The sequence below is a fragment of the Citrobacter sp. FP75 genome, assembly GCF_018342065.1.
Lineage (GTDB): Bacteria > Pseudomonadota > Gammaproteobacteria > Enterobacterales > Enterobacteriaceae > Citrobacter.
Window position 1 is genome coordinate 681,687 of the sequence record NZ_JAFDOE010000002.1, and the last position, 18,611, is coordinate 700,297.

Below are 18,611 nucleotides of genomic sequence, written 5' to 3' on the forward strand. Positions count from 1 at the left end.
GCTGCGTAAGTGGCGGCTCACTATGAAGAGGAGCAGGCTGATGTCGCAACCCTTACTGAATGTGACCGACCTGGCAAAAAGCTTTTCCGGCGTCTGGGCGTTAAGCAGTGCGCAATTGACCGTTGGAACCGGTGAGATTCACGCGCTGCTCGGCGAGAACGGCGCGGGAAAATCGACCTTGCTGAAGGCGCTGGCGGGCGCACAGCCGCAAACTCGCGGTGATATCTGCTTCAACGGTGAAACGTTACCGGTGGATGACTCCCCGGTCGAGCGGCAGAACAAGGGCATTATCACTATCTATCAGGAATTTAACCTGCTGCCGAATATGACCGTTGCCGAGAATATGTTCCTCGGGCGCGAACCGCGCAAACGCAATCTGATTGTTGATGAAAAGGCGGTGAATCAGGAAGCGCAGGTGATTCTGGATTATCTGCAGTTGAACGTGGCACCAACTACGGCGGTGGCCCGCCTGAGCGTGGCGCAACAGCAAATGGTAGAAATTGCCCGGGCGCTGACTCTCAATGCGAAGCTTATCATCATGGACGAACCTTCTGCCGCACTGAGCGACAGCGAAGTGGAAAGCCTGCATCGGGTGGTGCGGGAGCTGAAAAGCCGTGGCGTGAGCATTATTTATGTCACTCACCGTTTACACGAAGTGTTCCAGCTCTGCGATCGATTCACCGTATTTCAGGATGGCCGTTTTACCGGCAGCGGCGAGGTTGCCCAGACCACGGTAGAACAGTTGATCCGGCTGATGGTCGGGCGCGACGTGGCGTTTAATCGCCGCCCACCGAGCGAAACCCATCATCAGGACAAACCTGTACGCCTTTCGATAAAGGGGCTGAGCCGCGAGAAACCGCCGCTGGATCCGCACGGGATCGCGCTGCATGACATTAGTTTCCACGTTCATGCCGGAGAAGTGTTAGGCATTGCCGGGCTGGTGGGCGCCGGGCGCACTGAAGTCGCGCGGTGTCTGTTTGGCGCCGACGCCTTTACGTCTGGCAATTTTGAGCTGGATGGCGTGCCGTATCAGCCACGTGACCCGCTGTACGCTCTGGATCAGGGGGTGGCGATGGTCCCTGAGGATCGCAAAAAAGAGGGGGCGGTTCTCGGGTTGTCTATTCGCGACAACCTGTCGCTTTCCAGCCTCTCTTCTCTGTTGCACTGGCGCTGGTTTGTGAACACCCGCAAAGAGGATGCCCTGATTGAGTCCTACCGCCAGGCACTGCAGATCAAAATGGTCAACAGCGCGCAGGAGGTGCGCAAGCTCTCCGGTGGCAATCAGCAAAAAGTGATCCTCGCGCGCTGCATGGCGCTCAATCCCCGCGTGCTGATCGTCGATGAGCCGACGCGTGGCATCGACGTCGGCACCAAATCAGAAGTGCACCAGGTGCTGTTTGAAATGGCGAAAAAGGGCGTGGCGGTGATTGTGATCTCCTCCGATCTCCCCGAAGTGATGGCGGTTTCTGACCGGATCATCACCCTGAGTGAAGGTCGGGTGACCGGCGAGATCCACGGCGATGACGCCAACGAAGAGCGGCTTATGACGATGATGGCCATCAACCACAACGCCCTGAACGCGGCATAACGGAGTTTCTCATGACGCAGATAATTACTAAAACGCAGGCTCCGGGTAAACGCGCCGGACGTCTCGATCCCATCGCTTTTTTTGAGCGTTTCGGCGTGCTGATTTTCATGATCCTGCTGCTGATTTTCTTCCAGTTGCAGAACAGTAATTTTCTCTCTGAACGCAACATTTTCAACATTCTGACTGAAGTTTCGATCTACGGGATCATGGCCGTGGGGATGACCTTTGTCATTCTGACCGCCGGGATCGACCTGTCCGTAGGCTCCATTCTTGCCGTCTGCGCCATGACCGCGGCGTATGTGATTAAGGGCGACAACTTTACCACCGTTGACCCGAATGCCTGGGGCGGCTTGAGCTGGTTGGTTGGGATGGGAATTTGCCTCGCGATGGGCACCGCAATTGGTTTTCTGCATGGCCTCGGCGTGACCCGCCTGCGTCTGCCGCCGTTTATCGTCACCCTCGGCGGGATGACCATCTGGCGCGGTCTGACGCTGGTGGTTAACGACGGTGCGCCGATCGCCGGTTTCGATCCGGGCTACCGCTGGTGGGGACGCGGCGAGCTGCTCGGCATCTCCATTCCTATCTGGATCTTCGCCCTGGTGGCTATTGGCGGCTATCTGGCGCTGCATAAAACCCGCTGGGGACGCTTTGTGTACGCCATTGGCGGCAACCCGGAGGCGGCGCGCCTGGCGGGGGTCAACGTCAAGCGGGTGCTGGTGAGCGTTTACGTGCTAATCGGTTGTCTTGCCGGGTTGGCGGGCTTCATTCTCAGTGCGCGATTGGGCAGCGCAGAGGCGGTTGCCGGGATCTCGTTTGAGCTGCGCGTCATCGCTTCGGTGGTGATCGGCGGAACGTCGTTGATGGGCGGATACGGGCGTATTGGCGGCACCATTATCGGCTCGATCATCATGGGCATTCTGATTAACGGCCTGGTCCTGATGAACGTCTCGGCCTACTACCAGCAAATTATTACCGGCTTAATTATCGTTCTGGCTGTGGCGTTTGACACCTATGCCAAGAACCGTCGCGGCGCATTGTGAGGGATAAATGATGAAAGAGGTACGCATTGGGTTAATTGGTACCGGGTACATCGGCAAGGCGCACGCCATCGCCTATGCCCAGGCACCGACGGTGTTCAACCTGCGCGGCAAGCTGGTGCGAGAAATGGTTGCCGAAGTCACGCCGGAGCTGGCGGCCGAGCGGGCGCAGGCGTTTGGCTTCAACCGTTCAACCGGGGACTGGCGTGCGCTGGTGGCCGATCCGGCGATAGATGTGGTGGATATTTGTTCGCCCAACCATCTGCACAAAGAGATGGCGCTGGAGGCCATTCGCCACGGTAAACACGTCTATTCGGAAAAGCCGCTGGCGCTGAATGCCCATGACGCCCGCGAGATGGTTGAGGCGGCGAAGCAGGCTGGGGTGAAAACGCTGGTGGGGTTTAATTACATGAAAAACCCGACCGCGAAGCTGGCGAAAGAGATTATTGAGCGTGGTGAGATCGGTGAGGTGATCCATTTCTACGGCACCCACAACGAAGACTATATGGCCGACCCGCTTTCCCCTATTCACTGGCACTGCTTTAAAGAGACGGCGGGGCTGGGGGCGTTGGGCGATCTCGCAGCGCATATCGTCAATATGGCCCAGTATCTGGTGGGTGATATCCAGCAGGTCTGTGGTGATTTGAAGATTGTGGTGCCGGAACGCCCGGCGAAGGCCGGTTCATCGCAAAGGGTGGCGGTGGAAAACGAGGATCAGGCCCACGCGATGGTGCGTTTTGCGGGTGGCGCACAGGGGGTGATTGAAACCTCACGCGTTGCCTGTGGGCGCAAAATGGGACTCTCGTATGTGATTACCGGAACCAAAGGGGCCATCAGTTTTACCCAGGAGCGCATGGCGGAGCTGAAGCTCTATCTGCATGACGATCCGGTTAACCGTCAGGGATTTCGCACGCTGCTGGTGGGCCCTGCGCATCCGGACTATGCGGCATTTTGCCTGGGGGCGGGCCATGGCATCGGCTTTAACGACCAGAAAACCGTGGAAGTGCGCGACCTGGTTGACGGTATTGCCGCCGATGTTCCGATGTGGCCGGACTTCGAAGAGGGCTGGAAGGTGTCGCGCGTGCTGGACGCCATTGCGCTCTCACACCTGCAAGGCCGCTGGCTGAATGTGAACGATATTGTCTGAAGAGGGTTCAACGTGGAAAAGCAGTTTGATGTGATATGCATGGGCCGCGTGGCGGTTGACCTCTACAGTCAGCAGATTGGTGCGCGCCTGGAAGATGTGTCGAGCTTTGCCAAATACCTTGGCGGCTCGTCGGGCAATGTGGCCTACGGCACGGCGCGTCAGGGGCTGCGCTCGTCAATGCTGGCGCGGGTTGGCGACGAACATATGGGCCGCTTCCTGCGGGAAGAATTACACCAGGTCGGGTGCGATACCAGCCATCTGATTACCGATAAAGACCGCCTGACGGCGCTGGTGCTACTCGGCATTAAAGACCGGGACACCTTTCCTCTGATTTTTTACCGTGATAACTGCGCGGATATGGCGATTGTCGCCAGCGATGTTGATGAACAGTACATCGCGTCTGCGCGTTGTCTTGCCATCACCGGGACACACCTTTCTCACCCACAAACCCGCGAAGCGGTGCTGACGGCGCTGAACTACGCCCGCCGCCACGGTGTACGTACGGCGCTGGATATCGACTATCGCCCGGTGTTATGGGGATTGACCTCATTAGGCGACGGTGAAACGCGCTTTATTGCCGCCGCGCAGGTGACGCGTCAACTGCAGGAGGTGCTACACCTGTTTGATGTGATTGTTGGGACCGAGGAGGAGTTTCATATTGCGGGCGGCAGTACCGATACGCTACAGGCGCTGGCGCAGGTTCGCACCGTGAGTAAGGCGACGCTGGTTTGCAAACGCGGGGCGCTTGGCTGCTCGGTGTATACCGACGCTATTCCGCCACGGCTTGATGACGGCCTGACGGTGGCCGGCGTACGCGTGGAGGTGCTCAACGTGCTGGGGGCGGGCGATGCGTTTATGTCCGGTCTGTTGCGCGGCTACCTTAACGATGAAGGTTGGGAGCAGGCGTGCCGCTATGCCAACGCCTGCGGCGCGCTGGTGGTGTCGCGCCACGGCTGTGCGCCGGCGATGCCGAGTAAACTGGAGCTGGATGACTATCTTTCCCGTGCCGAAGAGGTGCTGCGCCCGGATATCGATCCGCGTCTTAACCATTTGCACCGCGTCACGACGCGTCGCCGCGAATGGCCGGAACTGTGCGTGATGGCATTCGATCACCGCAGCCAGCTTGAAGAGATGGCCTTACAGTGCGGCGCCTCGCGAAAACGCATCCCGGCGCTAAAACAGCTGATCCTGCAGGCCAGTCGCGAAGCGGCGAGCAGCGCCGGACTGGAAGGTAAAGCCGGTCTGCTGTGCGACGGCACGTTTGGTCAGGATGCGCTGAATTCAATCACGGGTGACGGCTGGTGGATAGGTCGACCGATTGAACTGCCGGGCTCGCGTCCGCTGGAGATGGAGCATGGCAATATCGGCACCCAGCTCATCAGTTGGCCGCAGGAACATGTGGTGAAATGCCTGGTCTTTTTCCATCCGGAAGATGCTCACGCCCTGCGCCTGGAACAGGAGCAGAAAATCGCCGAGGTCTACCACGCCTGCTGCCAGTCCGGGCATGAACTGCTGCTGGAGGTGATCCTGCCTGCCAGTATGCCGCGTAGTGATGAGCTCTATTTGCGGGCCATTTCTCGCTTCTATAACCTGGGGATTTATCCCGACTGGTGGAAGCTGCCGCCGCTCACTTCTGCAGGCTGGACGGCGCTGGGGGAGATTATCGAACGACGCGATCCGCACTGCCGGGGTGTGGTTATTTTAGGGCTTGATGCGCCGGCCGATCAGCTCCGTGCTGATTTCAAAGCGGCTGCGGGCCATGAACTGGTGAAAGGGTTTGCCGTGGGGCGCACGCTGTTTGGCGACGCTTCCCGCGCGTGGTTGAAACACGACATTGACGATGCGCAACTGGTGGCGCGCATTAAAGATAACTACCTGCAGCTTATCGCCTGGTGGCGCGAGCGCGGACAAGCATAATTCAGGAGCAGAGAATGACGGTACAATTAGGTATTAATCCACTGACGTGGACCAACGACGACCTTCCTTCACTGGGCGCGGAGACCTCGCTTGATACTTGTCTGAGCGAAGGCAAAGAGGCCGGATTTGCCGGGTTCGAACTGGGCAACAAATTCCCGCGTGAAGCGCGTCTGCTGGGACCGATCCTGCAACGCCACGATCTGCAACTGGTCTCCGGCTGGTACTCTGGCCGTCTGCTGGAGCGCAGCGTGGAGGAGGAGATTGCCGCCGTGCAATCGCACCTGACGTTACTGCGCGAACTGGGGGCGAAGGTGCTGGTGTTTGCTGAGGTGAGCGGTTGTATTCATGGTGAGCAGCAGACGCCAGTTCATCTGCGCCCGCGCTTCCCGCAGCAGCGCTGGCAAGAATACGGTGAAAAACTCACCGAGTTTGCGCGTTACACCCAGCAGCAGGGGGTGCAAATTGCCTACCACCACCATATGGGGACGGTGATTGAGTCTGCTGAGGACGTGGATAATCTGATGACACACACCGGTGATGAGGTTGGTTTGCTGCTCGATACCGGCCATCTGACTTTTGCTGGTGCCGATCCGCTGGCGGTAGCCCAGCGCTGGGCATCGCGTATCAACCATGTTCACTGCAAAGATGTGCGTGCCGACGTGCTGGCCGATGTGAAAAATCGTAAAACCAGCTTCCTCGATGCGGTATTGAGCGGGGTTTTCACCGTGCCGGGTGACGGTTGCGTGGACTACCCGCCGATTATGGCGCTGCTGAATGCGAATCAGTATCAGGGCTGGCTGGTGGTGGAGGCTGAGCAGGATCCGGCTATTGCGCATCCGCTGACCTATGCGCGGCTGGGCTATAACAACCTTAGCCGTCTGGCGTGTGATGCCGGGCTTATCTGAGGAGGTGGCATGTCACGTTTATTATCACGCTGGCAGCAGCCAAATGCGCAGGGGCGTACGCAGGCGGTGACGCCGGAAGGCGCAGGCTGGGGATATGTGGGCTTTGAGGCGTATGAACTGGAGGAAGGGCAACAGCTCACGCTGCCCGCCGTCAGCGAGGAGCGTTGTCTGGTGCTGGTGGCCGGACGCGCGACCATCACCACGCCGGGAGCTACGTTCGCAGACATCGGTGAACGCATGAGTCCCTTTGAACGCATTAAGCCGTGGGCGGTTTACGTTACCTCGCGGGAGGCCGTGCAGGTTACCGCGCTGACGAGGCTTGAGCTGGCGGTTTGTGCCGCGCCGGGGAAAGGCACGTATCCAACGCGGCTGATTACACCTGAGGATATCGACGGGGAAGCGCGCGGCAAGGGGCATAACCAGCGCTATGTGCATAACATTCTGCCGCAAGACAAACCCGCTGACAGCCTGCTGGTGGTTGAAGTCTGGACCAGTGAGGGATGCACCAGCTCGTATCCGAGCCATAAGCATGATACCGACAATCCACCACGAGAAACGTATCTTGAGGAGACGTACTACCATCGCCTTAATCCGCAGCAGGGATTCTGCATGCAACGGGTGTACACCGACGACCGGACGCTCGATGAGTGTATGGCCGTCTACAATCGCGACGTGGTGATGGTGCCAAAAGGATACCACCCGGTGGCGACTATGGCGGGATATGATAGCTACTACCTCAACGTCATGGCCGGTCCGGTGCGTCAATGGATGTTCACCTGGGAAGATGACCACGCGTGGATCAATCGTGATTATCCTGCTAATAAATAAAGGGCGTGGTGATTATTGAATGTCACATTTGTCAGAAAAAGTCCTCAGCTTTTGCTGAGGGCTTTTCCAGATAGATAATTGTTTAGGTATTATCAATATATTATTCCCTATGCGGTGTCCTTAACTTAATTTTAGTGAAAACTATGATTGAGTTCTGTTCTTTATTTCATTAGGAACAGGTGGTAATAAATGAGAGGGTTTTCTTACATGTGTAGGATGTATCCTATATATCGTGTTAATGTTTAGGGTGTTCGATATATTCAAGATGTTAACTTTGTGGGTTTTGATGTTTCATTTTTGATTTTCTCTTGTTTTTATAAAAATTAATAATGATACACATAGTGAATATGTTAGAGTTTACAGCCTGAAGGCTTAAGTCTGTAAATTATAATATTGACGCCTCACCTGCTCATTAGGCATCGCCTCACTTTTTTATCGGGATTCTCATACGCTATGAACGCGATAATCGTTGATGATCACCCATTGGCTCGTATTGCCATCCGAAATTTACTCGAAACTAACGGTATCACTGTTACCACCGAGCTTGACAGCGGAGAGTGGGTGGTACAAACCGTGGAAAAAATCAAGCCAGAACTGCTCATTATTGATGTCGATATTCCGGGTATCAGTGGTATTGAAGTGCTGGAGCAATTACGCAAGCGGCACTATGCTGGTGTAATTATTATCATTTCAGCAAAAAATGAATTTTTTTATGGCAAACGCAGTGCCGAGTATGGTGCTAATGGTTTTGTGAGCAAAAAAGAGGGCATGAACAATATTCTTGCCGCAATCGAAGCCGCCACCAATGGTTATAGTTACTTCCCTTTCTCACTTGAACACTTTACGGGTACATCCATCACCGAACAGGACAAACTTGATGCTTTGTCTGCACAGGAAATGAAAGTATTGCGTTATATCCTTAGCGGAATAGATTACAACTCCATAGCCAGCAAGATGAATATTAGTAATAAAACAGTCAGCACCTACAAAAGTCGTTTAATGGAAAAATTAAATTGCTCATCATTAATGGAACTTTATGACTATGCACAAAGGAATAAAATAGGATAGGGATATGCAAGTGCGTTTTTTGGTTTTTCTGATGGCTGTATTTACCATCGGGTTATCTGTGGGTATAAGTTCTGCTCAGCAAGTTGAATTAAAAAGTAACTATAATGCAGTGGTACAAAATATTAGTTTAACCAGAGAGGAAATAAACTGGTTAGCGCATAAAAAAACATTGGTTGTTGGGACCTGGTTGCCTGAGGTCTCTCCTGTTGTTTATCAAAATGGTGGTGAATATTATCGTGGGGTCAACGCTGATTATCTTACGCTAATGCAAAAAAGCCTCGGCGTGAAAATTATTATAAAACAATATGATAATGAAAAGCAGGCGCTTACCGCACTCTCCAGTAATGATGTCGATACTTTGTTGACCCAGTTGTCCTGGCGAAAAGATATGGGGAGCCATTTATTGCGTACTGCGGCATTGCTGAAAACGTGGCCGACGCTTGTGACGTCAATAAAAAACACCATGCTACCACTGACAACGGAGCAAAAGGTAAACGTCGCGTGTGTGCGGGGTTGTCCCTTTCTTGATGTTATTCAGACCACTTTTCCAAATGCTAAAATTTCATTTTACGACGATGAACATCAGGCCATGGCATCAGTTGTGAACGGTGATAACCACTATTTCATTGGTAATAATATTACCAGCAGCTATTGTATTTCCAGATATTACTCCCAATCACTCGTCATTACTCACTACTTTGATAAGCAAGAGCAGTATAACTTTTTTGTGGTTAATGAAGCACAACCACTGTTAAGAAAAATACTTGATGGTTTTATTACATCAATCAGCAATGAAATTCATATGCAGGTGATGCAGAACTGGTTGAATCGCGGAAATCTAACTTATCTGAATACCCCCATTCATTTCAGTTCTCAGGAAAAAGAATGGCTGAAGGCTACGCATCGCATCCGAATTTTGATCAACCCAGATTACCCGCCCTACACGCTTGTGGGCCACGGCGGTGAATTACGCGGTATTCTCGGTGATTTACTTAATATTATTCACCTGCAAACGGGGCTTGAGTTTGAACCGATTCTGGTTAGTTCAAAAAGCGATCAGATGAAGCAAATAAATGGCCAGCAATGGGATATGTTTCCCACTATCGCCAGAACCGATAAATCTCAGGGAGATACGGCCTTTAGCGATCCCGTGATGAATATTACCTTCGTGATGATCACGTCTTCCCAGGAAAACCCTGAATCGCTACTGGAAAAACCGATACGTATTGCTCTGCCTGCCGGGCATATTCTGGCAAATGATTTAAAGCAACGCTATCCGCAGGCAACCTGGGTGAAGGCGGATACTGCCAGTATTGCCATGGCAATGGTCAAGGAGGGCAAAGTTGACGCTGCAATCGCGACAGAATTGTCGGCGAGGTTCATGATTGATCATTATTACCAGAAAAATATGCACTTCTTTCGACTTCCTGATATGCCTGGAGCGTCCGTTAGCTTTGCTATCTCTGCGCATCAGCCGATGCTGAAGTCCGTTATAGATAAGGCACTGCAAGCCATACCACCACGTGAAATTTTGCAGATGACAGAGAAGTGGTCGAAAATTTCCAATACACAGGTCGATATCTGGAGCCGTTTTAGCAAGCAGTTCTATCAACTGGTGGTTTTTGCGCTACTGCTTATTGCGATAAGTCTCATCTGGGGGTTGTCACTGTCTCGCGAAGTACGTAAAAGAAAGCAATCGCAGCGGTTACTGGAGGAACAACTTCATCTTAAAGAAGTATTATCCCTCGAACTGGAAGCCGAAAAGAATAAAGCCATTGAGGCAACCAAAGCCAAAAGTCGCTTTCTTGCGAGCATGAGTCATGAATTACGCACGCCAGTGAGTTCGATTGTTGGTTTTCTGGAATTGCTGTCGAGTTCAGAACTTAGCGCAGTACAACGAAAAGAGGCGATTGCGCTTACCGGGGCGACAGCCCAATCGTTGTTGGGGCTGATCGGAAAGATTCTGGACGTCGATAAAATTGAGTCCGGTAAATATCAGGTTGTTCCTCAGTGGACAGATCTCTCACAACTGATCGAATTGCAGTGTCACTCTTTTGACGCGTTAGCCCGGCAGAAAGGCATTAACCTTTGCTGCATTAGCCAACTGCCGACTCACGAGCGGGTGTTTATTGATCAACAGGCTTTGCGGCAAATTCTCACCAACCTGGTGGGTAACGCGCTGAAGTTTACCGAGCAAGGGCATATTCATGTCACGGCCCATCTGACTCCTGAAGGCGGCAATCAGGGCACCCTGACGATCACAATCAGCGACACGGGCTGTGGTATCAGCGAAGAAGAGCAGGCTGGGCTGTTTCATCGTTACGCTCAGACGCCTAAGGGCCGCCAACAAACCGGTTCAGGTCTGGGGTTGTTTATCTGCAAAGAACTGGTGACCCTGATGGGGGGGACGCTGGAGATGATGAGCCGCCAGTCGCAGGGGACCACCTTCACGATAACATTGTCGGTGGAAACCGCCCGACAGTCGAAAGCGCCTGATGGTGATGCGGCAGGTGCATTGCTGCCGCTGCCGTGTCTCTCCATCCTTATTGCCGACGATCACCCGACTAATCGGCTGCTGCTCAAGCGCCAGCTAAATGCCATCGGTTACAGCGTGGATGAAGCCTGTGATGGCGAAGAAGCTGAAGCCAAACTGGCTAAGAAATCATACGACTTGTTGATAACTGATGTGAATATGCCGAAGAAAGACGGGCTGACGCTCGCTGCCTCGCTACGTCGTCAACATGCCCAGTTACAAATATGGGGGCTAACGGCCAGCGCGCTCACACAGTCACGCGAGGAATGTCTGCAAAGCGGTATGAATTTGTGTCTGTTCAAGCCCGTAGCGATTCAGACGCTGACCCACGAATTGAGCAAAATCGATAAGGGTTACTCCTCTCATAGCACTATCCGGCATTTGAAATTCAATGTTCTGACTGAAAACACCGGCGGGGATCGCGCGTTAATGAACGAAATACTGGAAACCTTTCGCGAGGCGACGGTTAGTGATTTACAAGCCGCTGAGAGCGCTGTTGCACAAGATGAACCGCAGTTATTTTTACGTGCTCTCCATCGGTTACACGGATCGGCTCAAATTCTGGGTATCACCGCACTTCAGACGCTGTGTGAACCTTTTGAGTCAATGCAACAAGACAATCTACCTCTGGCATTACGCCAGGAGGTATTACAGAAAATTGTTGCTGTTATGCGGGAAATTGAGATTGAGATTGATAGTCTAATCAGCCATTAACTGGTCTGAACGGGTAGCCGTTGCTACCCGTTCAGAAGAGGAATATCCCTGTTTCTATAACCCGCGTGGCGAGTCTTATTGTCCCGCACCCAGAATTTCGCTATCGATGACAATACCTTCTTCAGCACCTTTGAGCGCCAGGTTAGCCTCATAGTATTTGCCAGAGGACAGCAGCTTTTCGGCGCTGGCAACGGCTTTACGAGTCTGGTTAAGCGGCATCAGGTATTGAGTTTGCGCCACGCTAATTCCCGCCAGTTGCAAGGTATCCACCGCACCTTTCCAGTCGCCTTTGGCCATTTTGCCATTCGCCGTTTTGATTGCAGTTTCTTTTGCCGGGCTGGCAATATAGTCTTCTGATACCGCTACCGTGGCGTTAATAATCACATATTGATCGTCAATCATCTTCGCTTTGGCGTCTGTTTTGACAAACTTCGCCCAGTCGTGGCTATCACCCGCCAGCAGGGAGGCTGCGTCATCTGTTAACTTTTTGGCGCTGTCAGGCTGTCCATGAAACAGGGCCAGTCTTGCAAACTGAATATCACGCATCGCATTAGCACCTTGCACAGCAACCTGCATAATATCTGCTGCTTCTTTTTGTACATTTGCGCTCGCCGCCTGCGCCGGGGTGGTAGCTGTCGCTGCCAGTACCGGGGTAGAACTCATCATTGTTGCAAGCAGACCTGCCAGAATAATCTTTTTCATTATCTTCTCCTGAATAAAATGGGTATATGTCACCAAACGAAGCCAGCATAGTAAATAAAATTAAGCTCTGGAATCGGAACGTGGAAGTAATAGTGAGGTCATAATCTTACACGTGTCAGAATTCTGACGTGTGTAGGAATAGGTGTATAAACATCGTCCTGCGTTCTTATTTACGTATGCCAGTGATAAGTTTTATTGTCTTCTCGTGAGCGATATTTACGGATTGACTGATGATGTCTTTTTATATTGCCATGTGACAATGCGGTATTTTTAAGGTGACGGAGGTAGTATGTTTGTTTTTAACCAGTATAGCCTGAGAGCGTTTAATGAAAAAGCACGGCTTCATTATAGAAAACACGCTACAATTATGGCTGCATTGTTGTTGATTTGTGGTTTTTGCTGCCTTATTTACCCAATTGCTGCGGGTATTTATTTGAGCTATGCAACAGGGTTTATGTTTCTGCTGTGCGGTTGCTATTCTATTTATAGTCTGATTACTTCTGGTAAACAGCCGTTGAGAGCTAAATTTACCTATGCTCTTTTTTCTGCCGCATGGTTATTGCTGGGGTACAGCTTTATTGTCAATCCCATCGCAGGGATGGGGTCATTGGCTGTGATTTTTTGCTGTTTATTCATTGTTGGTGGTATTTTTCGCATCGTTTCCGGGTTCAAAATGTTTAGTAGCCCGGGGTATGGATGGAATGTCTTTATTGGCATCTTTGATCTGCTTATCGCTGGCATCTGGTTGAATATGGATGCCGATAAATCTTATCTATTTACCACTGTTTTTATTGGCCTGGAGATGATTTTCAGCTCTTTTGGATTTATTCGCTTGCGTAAAAATATGACATTTTTTAAAGATGATAAAGTACTCGGTAAAAATTAATGTGAAACACTGGAGGGTATGTGAACATCAAAATAATTATCTCTGCTGTCATTCTGGTGACCTCCTTTTCAGCTTCGGTGACTCGTGTTTTTGCTGCTGAAATGACAGAGGTTGCACCACAAGATATGACCTGCAAAGAATTCGTAAATCTGAGCCCGAAATACATGACGGCGATTGCCTTTGTGGTGGTTAATAAAAATAGTGATTTTAAAGGTGATGACTATGTTTCCCTGCATGAGGTGGAAACAGTTTCTGTACCGAAAATGCTAAAACAATGTCATCAAACTCCGAGCGCTAAATTAGGTGAACTCATAGGGAGAGTAAAGTAGTTGGTACATACGATTAAGTAAAAATGTTAATGGTCTATTTTGAATGAGGAATTAACAATGACAATACTTATTGAGCCCGTTGAAAATGATGATGTCTATGCTTCTATAGAGTTGGCTACCTTCTTGCCTAAAACAGCGTTTCCGCTGCAGGAAAGCAATCCACGTAATGTTTACAATGCGATTCATGATGAGCTGATGCTGGATGGCAACTCCCGGCAAAATCTGGCTACCTTTTGCCAGACCTGGGTTGATGATGAGATCCGCCAGTTGATGGATCTCTCCATCGACAAAAATATGATTGATAAAGATGAGTACCCGCAAACTGCCGAAATTGAACGGCGTTGTGTGACCATGCTTGCCGATCTGTGGCATTCTTCTTCGGCTGTTGACACGCTGGGCTGTTCAACGATTGGTTCTTCAGAAGCTGCGATGCTCGGTGGTCTGGCGATGAAATGGCAATGGCGTAAACGCCGTGAGCTGGCAGGAAAGCCTACCGATAAACCTAATATGATTTGTGGTCCGGTTCAGATTTGTTGGCATAAATTCGCCCGCTACTTTGATGTTGAGCTACGTGAAATCCCGCTGGAAGGCGATCGCTTATTGATGACACCTGAAGAAGTTATCAAACGCGTGGATGAAAATACGATTGGCGTTGTGCCGACGCTGGGTGTGACCTTTACCTGTCAGTATGAACCGGTAAAAGAAATTAATGATGCGCTGGAACAGCTTTGCCAGCAGACCGGCCTCGATATCCCAATACATGTTGATGCCGCCAGCGGCGGTTTCCTGGCACCTTTTTGTGCGCCAGAGCTTGTCTGGGACTTCCGCCTGTCGCGAGTCAAATCGATTAATGCCTCCGGCCATAAATTTGGCCTTGCCCCACTGGGTGTGGGCTGGGTGGTATGGCGTGAAAAACAGGATCTGCCGCAAGATCTTATTTTCAATGTTAACTATCTCGGCGGAAATATGCCGACCTTTGCACTGAATTTCTCACGTCCTGGCGGACAAATAGTTGCGCAGTACTACAACTTCCTGCGTCTGGGCTATGAAGGCTATCGTAAAATTCATCAGTCCTGTTATACCGTGGCTCAGTATCTGGCGAAGGAAATCGCTGCGATTGGCCCGTTTGAAATGGTTTTTGATGGTGACTGCCATAAAGGGATCCCTGCGCTCGCATGGACACTGAAATCCAATTTCCAACATGGTCAATATACGCTGTTCGATCTCGCAGACAGGCTGCGTAGTCGTGGCTGGCAGGTCCCTGCCTATTCCATGCCCAGCCATCGTGAAGATTTGGTCGTGCAGCGCATCCTTGTGCGCCATGGCATGAGTATGGATCTGGCTGAATTGTTGATTGATGACCTCAAACGCACTCTTGATACGCTGGAAAAAAATCCCGTCACCCAGCCTTTAACCGCTGAAGAAGCCGGCGGCTTCAACCACAGTTAATCGTTTCTCCAGTCGACTACCCGAGAGCCATGGTGCCATGGCTCTTTTTGTTTCTACGTATAAACATCTGCCCAGGCTCAAGGCCTGCTGATGCGGAGGGACTTATGTCCACAAAAACGACTCAGATGCCCGCCAGGCAACTTACCCTGCTTGGCTTTTTTGCCATTACCGCTTCGATGGTCATGGCTGTTTATGAATATCCTACTTTTGCGACCTCAGGTTTTAGCCTTATTTTTTTCCTGCTAATGGGGGGGATCTTTTGGTTTATTCCAGTTGGTTTGTGTGCCGCGGAAATGGCAACCGTTGAAGGCTGGGAAGAGGGTGGTGTCTTTGCATGGGTTTCTAATACTCTGGGGGATCGTTGGGGATTTGCAGCGATCTCTTTCAGCTTCTTGCAAATTGCTGTTGGCTTTATACCAATGCTTTACTTCGTGCTGGGCGCACTCTCTTATATTCTCAACTGGCCGGAGATTAATACCGACCCACTGCTTAAAACGGTTGTCGCCGTCATTATTTTATGGGGGCTGGCGCTAACCCAATTTAAAGGCACACGTTATACTGCGCGCATTGCAAAAATTGGTTTCTTTTTGGGTATCTTATTACCCGCCATTGTGCTGGTGGTACTGGCACTGGTCTGGATTTATAAAGGCCAGCCTGTTGCGATTGAGATATCGGCCCATTCTTTCTTTCCTGATTTTTCCCAGATCGGTACGTTGGTGGTGTTTGTTGCCTTTGTTCTCAGTTATATGGGGGTAGAGGCGTCGGCAACTCACGTCAATGAAATGAGCAACCCTTCCCGGGATTATCCGCTGGCAATGATTCTGCTGGTTATTGCGGCTATTGGGCTTAGTTCGGTTGGCGGTTTGTCAGTCGCGGCGGTGATCCCTCATGACGAGATCAATCTTTCAGCCGGTGTTATGCAAGCATTCAGTACATTAATTGACTTTTACGGGCCGGGTTTTGAGTGGGCGATTCGTGGTGTGGCTGCTTTACTTATGCTGGGCGTGTTGGCAGAAATTGCGTCGTGGATTGTTGGCCCATCTCGGGGAATGTTGGTCACTGCGCAAAAAGGTCTGTTACCCACCCGCTTTGCCAAAGTGAATAAGAACGGCGTGCCAGTCGCGTTGGTTTTCTCCCAACTGATTATCACAACAATTGCGTTAATTGTGCTGACGAATACCGGAGGGGGCAACAATATGTCCTTCCTGATCGCACTTTCACTGACTGTGGTTATTTATCTGTGTAGCTATCTGATGCTGTTTATCGGGTATATCCAGCTGGTTTGCAAACAGCAGGATAAAAAGCGTGCATTCCAGATACCGGGTGGCAAAAAAGTGAAACTGCTTATCGCCAGTTCCGGGCTGGTCGTCTCGGTGCTGGCATTTGCTGTTTCTTTTATTCCACCGTCTTCTTTGCCAGGAACTCATGCGGATGAGATGTATGCGGAGTTGCTGATAGTCTGTTTTGCTCTCGTCTTTATTCTTCCTTTTATTGTTTACCTGTTTCGTAATAAAAACAGCAAAAAACAAGTGCCGGACTTGGTGTTGGTGAAAACAGATAATGCACCGCCAGGACATTTTTTCATTCATCCTAAAGCTCGTTCTACGCATTATCCTAAGTGGTAAAAGGCAACGGATGAGGAAGTGGGCGCAAAAAAGCCCGCAAGGTTTGTATCGTGCGGGCTACTTACAATATCTTCTGCATAGTCTTCGGCCACGCTGGCTTTCTTCACATTCCACCAACGTTCAGCTACGAGTTGGAAAGTGACTGGTCCTGATAAAGGTTGACAGTTTTTTGTCTGTAAAAGGCCAGATTTTACTTCCGCTGGATTTGATGAGTAGCTCAAGGCCATCGCCATCATAGAGAACGTAGTCCGCTTCCTTGGGTTTGGCTGATTCGATTTCCTTAACGGATAGAGGTTTGTCTTGCCATTGCCGGGTTTCCATCGTTTTAGGCACCTCAAAAACAATAAAGCTTTATGAGGTGCCTAACAAGGTGCCTAAAAGGTTCGGATTTAATTAGTTGGCATCAGACTTCGCGGGACAAATTCAAGGCACAAAAAAGCCCGCAGGGCTTACGCCGTGCGGGCTTTCAGGACTTCATCGGATGACTCTGGTAATCACCGATGGAGAATTTTGGTGGAGCTGGCGGGAGTTGAACCCGCGTCCGAAATTCCTACATACCATTTTTATCATAGTAAAAACAGTAAGTTATGTTTAAAAACAATGTATTAGTATTATTTTGTATTTGTCCGTTTTACGCATTTTTAATGCTCTGTCGCCAAATTGCCGCCATCACTTCTTGTCTTCGATAGAACCGTATTCAAGAAGGTTGTCCATACACTTCTCTAACCTATAGAAATCTGTCAAAGGATAGAGATTGACAATGTTGTCATCAAAACTTTGCATACCTGATAAACGTTCTTTCGTTCTTAAGAATCTTGAGGCAGACCTAACACCATCATCCTCACTTGGTTCACAGGAATAATCTAGAGTTTTTAGTACCTGCCATGAAACAGGGGGAGTAAGCTTGAACATTTTTACTAGCTTAGGACAGAAATCTTTTGTTATGGTTTGCTGATATGTAACTTTAGGTGGAAGAACAACGTTAATAGATTTATCACTATGGTTTGTTTTAATCATTCTTGTCGATCTGTATGCAATTCCGACAATGTTTGATTTATTTCTACGACTAATCCATTGCATTAATAAATTTGGAATTATATACTCCTGAGTGAAAGATGTGCTGCCGTTAATCTTTGCAAAACTACAAGCGTAAATTAGTGGCATTAAACAAATATAAGACATCTTTGTGATGTATGACATTTTGTCATTATCAATCTTACCATAGAAACGTGAGTAGAGGATTTCCGAAGTGAAATCTAATATTTTGGAATTTTCTTCACTGGATATAAAAGAAGATATATATAACTTATCAAAATCAGGTTTATCCATTTCAAGCCAACATACATATAGGGATGAGCCTAAATATAAACAGGGTAGACCCGCAACCGAGTATCTTTGGGCATTTACCAAGTGCCTTTTAGAGAATGGTATATGAAAGATTTCATTTCTATTTTTTACTGCTGTATCAGATTTTCTAACCCTGAATAAAGGTCTTGAAGAATTGCAAATATTCTCTAAGGGGATTGATATTTTCTGAATGTAGTTAGCTGTGAATCGATCAGAAAATGTTCTGTCGAAAGTATCATATGAGGACTTGATATCACCTGATAAAAAATATTCCAAAGAGCTTACAACGCCAAAGTATATTCTTGTTATTCTATCAAGTTTAGAACTCAATCTACGAGATAATTCATTGTCATTATCTTCTATGTAGTCATTTAAAGTATTAAAGTAAATTTCACATTTATTTTTAAAATCATTAATAATGTCTGTCTTAACAGTGAAAGGGAGTTTTAAATCTCCCGTCTTTATAAGGCTTTCAAATAAATCATTAAAATCATCATGTATATTTTCGGTTTCCATTTTTATTGTCCTTTTGAATA

General features: G+C 49.7%; 14 protein-coding genes and 1 pseudogene. 12 read left to right on the plus strand and 3 right to left on the minus strand.

The genetic code is table 11. The annotated features are described in order from the left end of the window. Positions 1-40 precede the first annotated feature (40 nt). From JQ822_RS10910 to JQ822_RS10945, 8 genes are all read left to right on the plus strand, one after another. Positions 41-1,588: a sugar ABC transporter ATP-binding protein gene (locus JQ822_RS10910; RefSeq protein WP_213133483.1), complete on the plus strand. Its 1,548-nt coding sequence runs from the start codon at positions 41-43 to the stop codon at positions 1,586-1,588. Positions 1,589-1,599: 11 nt separating this feature from the next. After that, on the plus strand, positions 1,600-2,628 hold the full coding sequence (locus tag JQ822_RS10915; protein ID WP_135324650.1) for an ABC transporter permease: 1,029 nt from the start codon (positions 1,600-1,602) through the stop codon (positions 2,626-2,628). 10 nt (positions 2,629-2,638) lie between these two features. Next, positions 2,639-3,772, plus strand: a complete 1,134-nt coding sequence (locus JQ822_RS10920) for a Gfo/Idh/MocA family protein (RefSeq protein WP_213133484.1) — start codon at positions 2,639-2,641, stop codon at positions 3,770-3,772. A 12-nt stretch (positions 3,773-3,784) separates the two neighbouring features. After that, positions 3,785-5,689: a bifunctional 5-dehydro-2-deoxygluconokinase/5-dehydro-2-deoxyphosphogluconate aldolase gene (locus JQ822_RS10925; protein WP_213133485.1), complete on the plus strand. Its 1,905-nt coding sequence runs from the start codon at positions 3,785-3,787 to the stop codon at positions 5,687-5,689. A 14-nt stretch (positions 5,690-5,703) separates the two neighbouring features. Next, a complete protein-coding gene (gene iolE / locus JQ822_RS10930) occupies positions 5,704-6,594 on the plus strand; it encodes a myo-inosose-2 dehydratase (RefSeq protein ID WP_213133486.1) in 891 nt (296 codons plus the stop codon). Positions 6,595-6,603: 9 nt separating this feature from the next. Then, complete coding sequence (gene iolB / locus JQ822_RS10935; RefSeq protein ID WP_213133487.1) at positions 6,604-7,422, plus strand: 5-deoxy-glucuronate isomerase; 819 nt, start codon at positions 6,604-6,606, stop codon at positions 7,420-7,422. A gap of 453 nt (positions 7,423-7,875) precedes the next feature. After that, on the plus strand, positions 7,876-8,490 hold the full coding sequence (evgA, locus tag JQ822_RS10940; RefSeq protein ID WP_213133488.1) for an acid-sensing system DNA-binding response regulator EvgA: 615 nt from the start codon (positions 7,876-7,878) through the stop codon (positions 8,488-8,490). Between the two features lie 4 nt (positions 8,491-8,494). Further along, on the plus strand, positions 8,495-11,737 hold the full coding sequence (locus tag JQ822_RS10945; protein ID WP_244848839.1) for an ATP-binding protein: 3,243 nt from the start codon (positions 8,495-8,497) through the stop codon (positions 11,735-11,737). A 75-nt stretch (positions 11,738-11,812) separates the two neighbouring features. Here JQ822_RS10945 and JQ822_RS10950 read toward each other — a convergent pair whose 3' ends face one another. Beyond that, complete coding sequence (locus JQ822_RS10950; RefSeq protein ID WP_213133489.1) at positions 11,813-12,439, minus strand: YfdX family protein; 627 nt, start codon at positions 12,437-12,439, stop codon at positions 11,813-11,815. Positions 12,440-12,728: 289 nt separating this feature from the next. On the opposite strand from JQ822_RS10950, the gene JQ822_RS10955 reads away from it, so the two are divergent. The 4 genes from JQ822_RS10955 (at position 12,729) to gadC (ending at position 16,728) form a co-directional block, all read left to right on the plus strand. Continuing rightward, the gene (locus JQ822_RS10955; RefSeq protein ID WP_213133490.1) at positions 12,729-13,325 is read left to right on the plus strand and encodes a DUF308 domain-containing protein; all 597 of its coding nucleotides are present in this window, start codon (positions 12,729-12,731) and stop codon (positions 13,323-13,325) included. 20 nt (positions 13,326-13,345) lie between these two features. Then, on the plus strand, positions 13,346-13,654 hold the full coding sequence (locus JQ822_RS10960; protein ID WP_213133491.1) for an HdeA/HdeB family chaperone: 309 nt from the start codon (positions 13,346-13,348) through the stop codon (positions 13,652-13,654). Positions 13,655-13,711: 57 nt separating this feature from the next. Continuing rightward, positions 13,712-15,103 (plus strand): glutamate decarboxylase, encoded by a 1,392-nt coding sequence (locus JQ822_RS10965; protein ID WP_213133492.1) that lies wholly within the window; start codon positions 13,712-13,714, stop codon positions 15,101-15,103. A 104-nt stretch (positions 15,104-15,207) separates the two neighbouring features. Continuing rightward, positions 15,208-16,728: a glutamate:gamma-aminobutyrate antiporter gene (gene gadC / locus JQ822_RS10970; RefSeq protein ID WP_213133493.1), complete on the plus strand. Its 1,521-nt coding sequence runs from the start codon at positions 15,208-15,210 to the stop codon at positions 16,726-16,728. A gap of 65 nt (positions 16,729-16,793) precedes the next feature. On the opposite strand, the pseudogene JQ822_RS10975 reads toward gadC, so the two are convergent. Both JQ822_RS10975 and JQ822_RS10980 read right to left on the minus strand, forming a co-directional pair. Then, positions 16,794-17,049, minus strand: a pseudogene (locus tag JQ822_RS10975) (integrase); the annotation flags it as partial. Positions 17,050-17,397: 348 nt separating this feature from the next. Further along, positions 17,398-18,591 (minus strand): hypothetical protein, encoded by a 1,194-nt coding sequence (locus JQ822_RS10980; RefSeq protein WP_213133494.1) that lies wholly within the window; start codon positions 18,589-18,591, stop codon positions 17,398-17,400. Positions 18,592-18,611 lie beyond the last annotated feature (20 nt).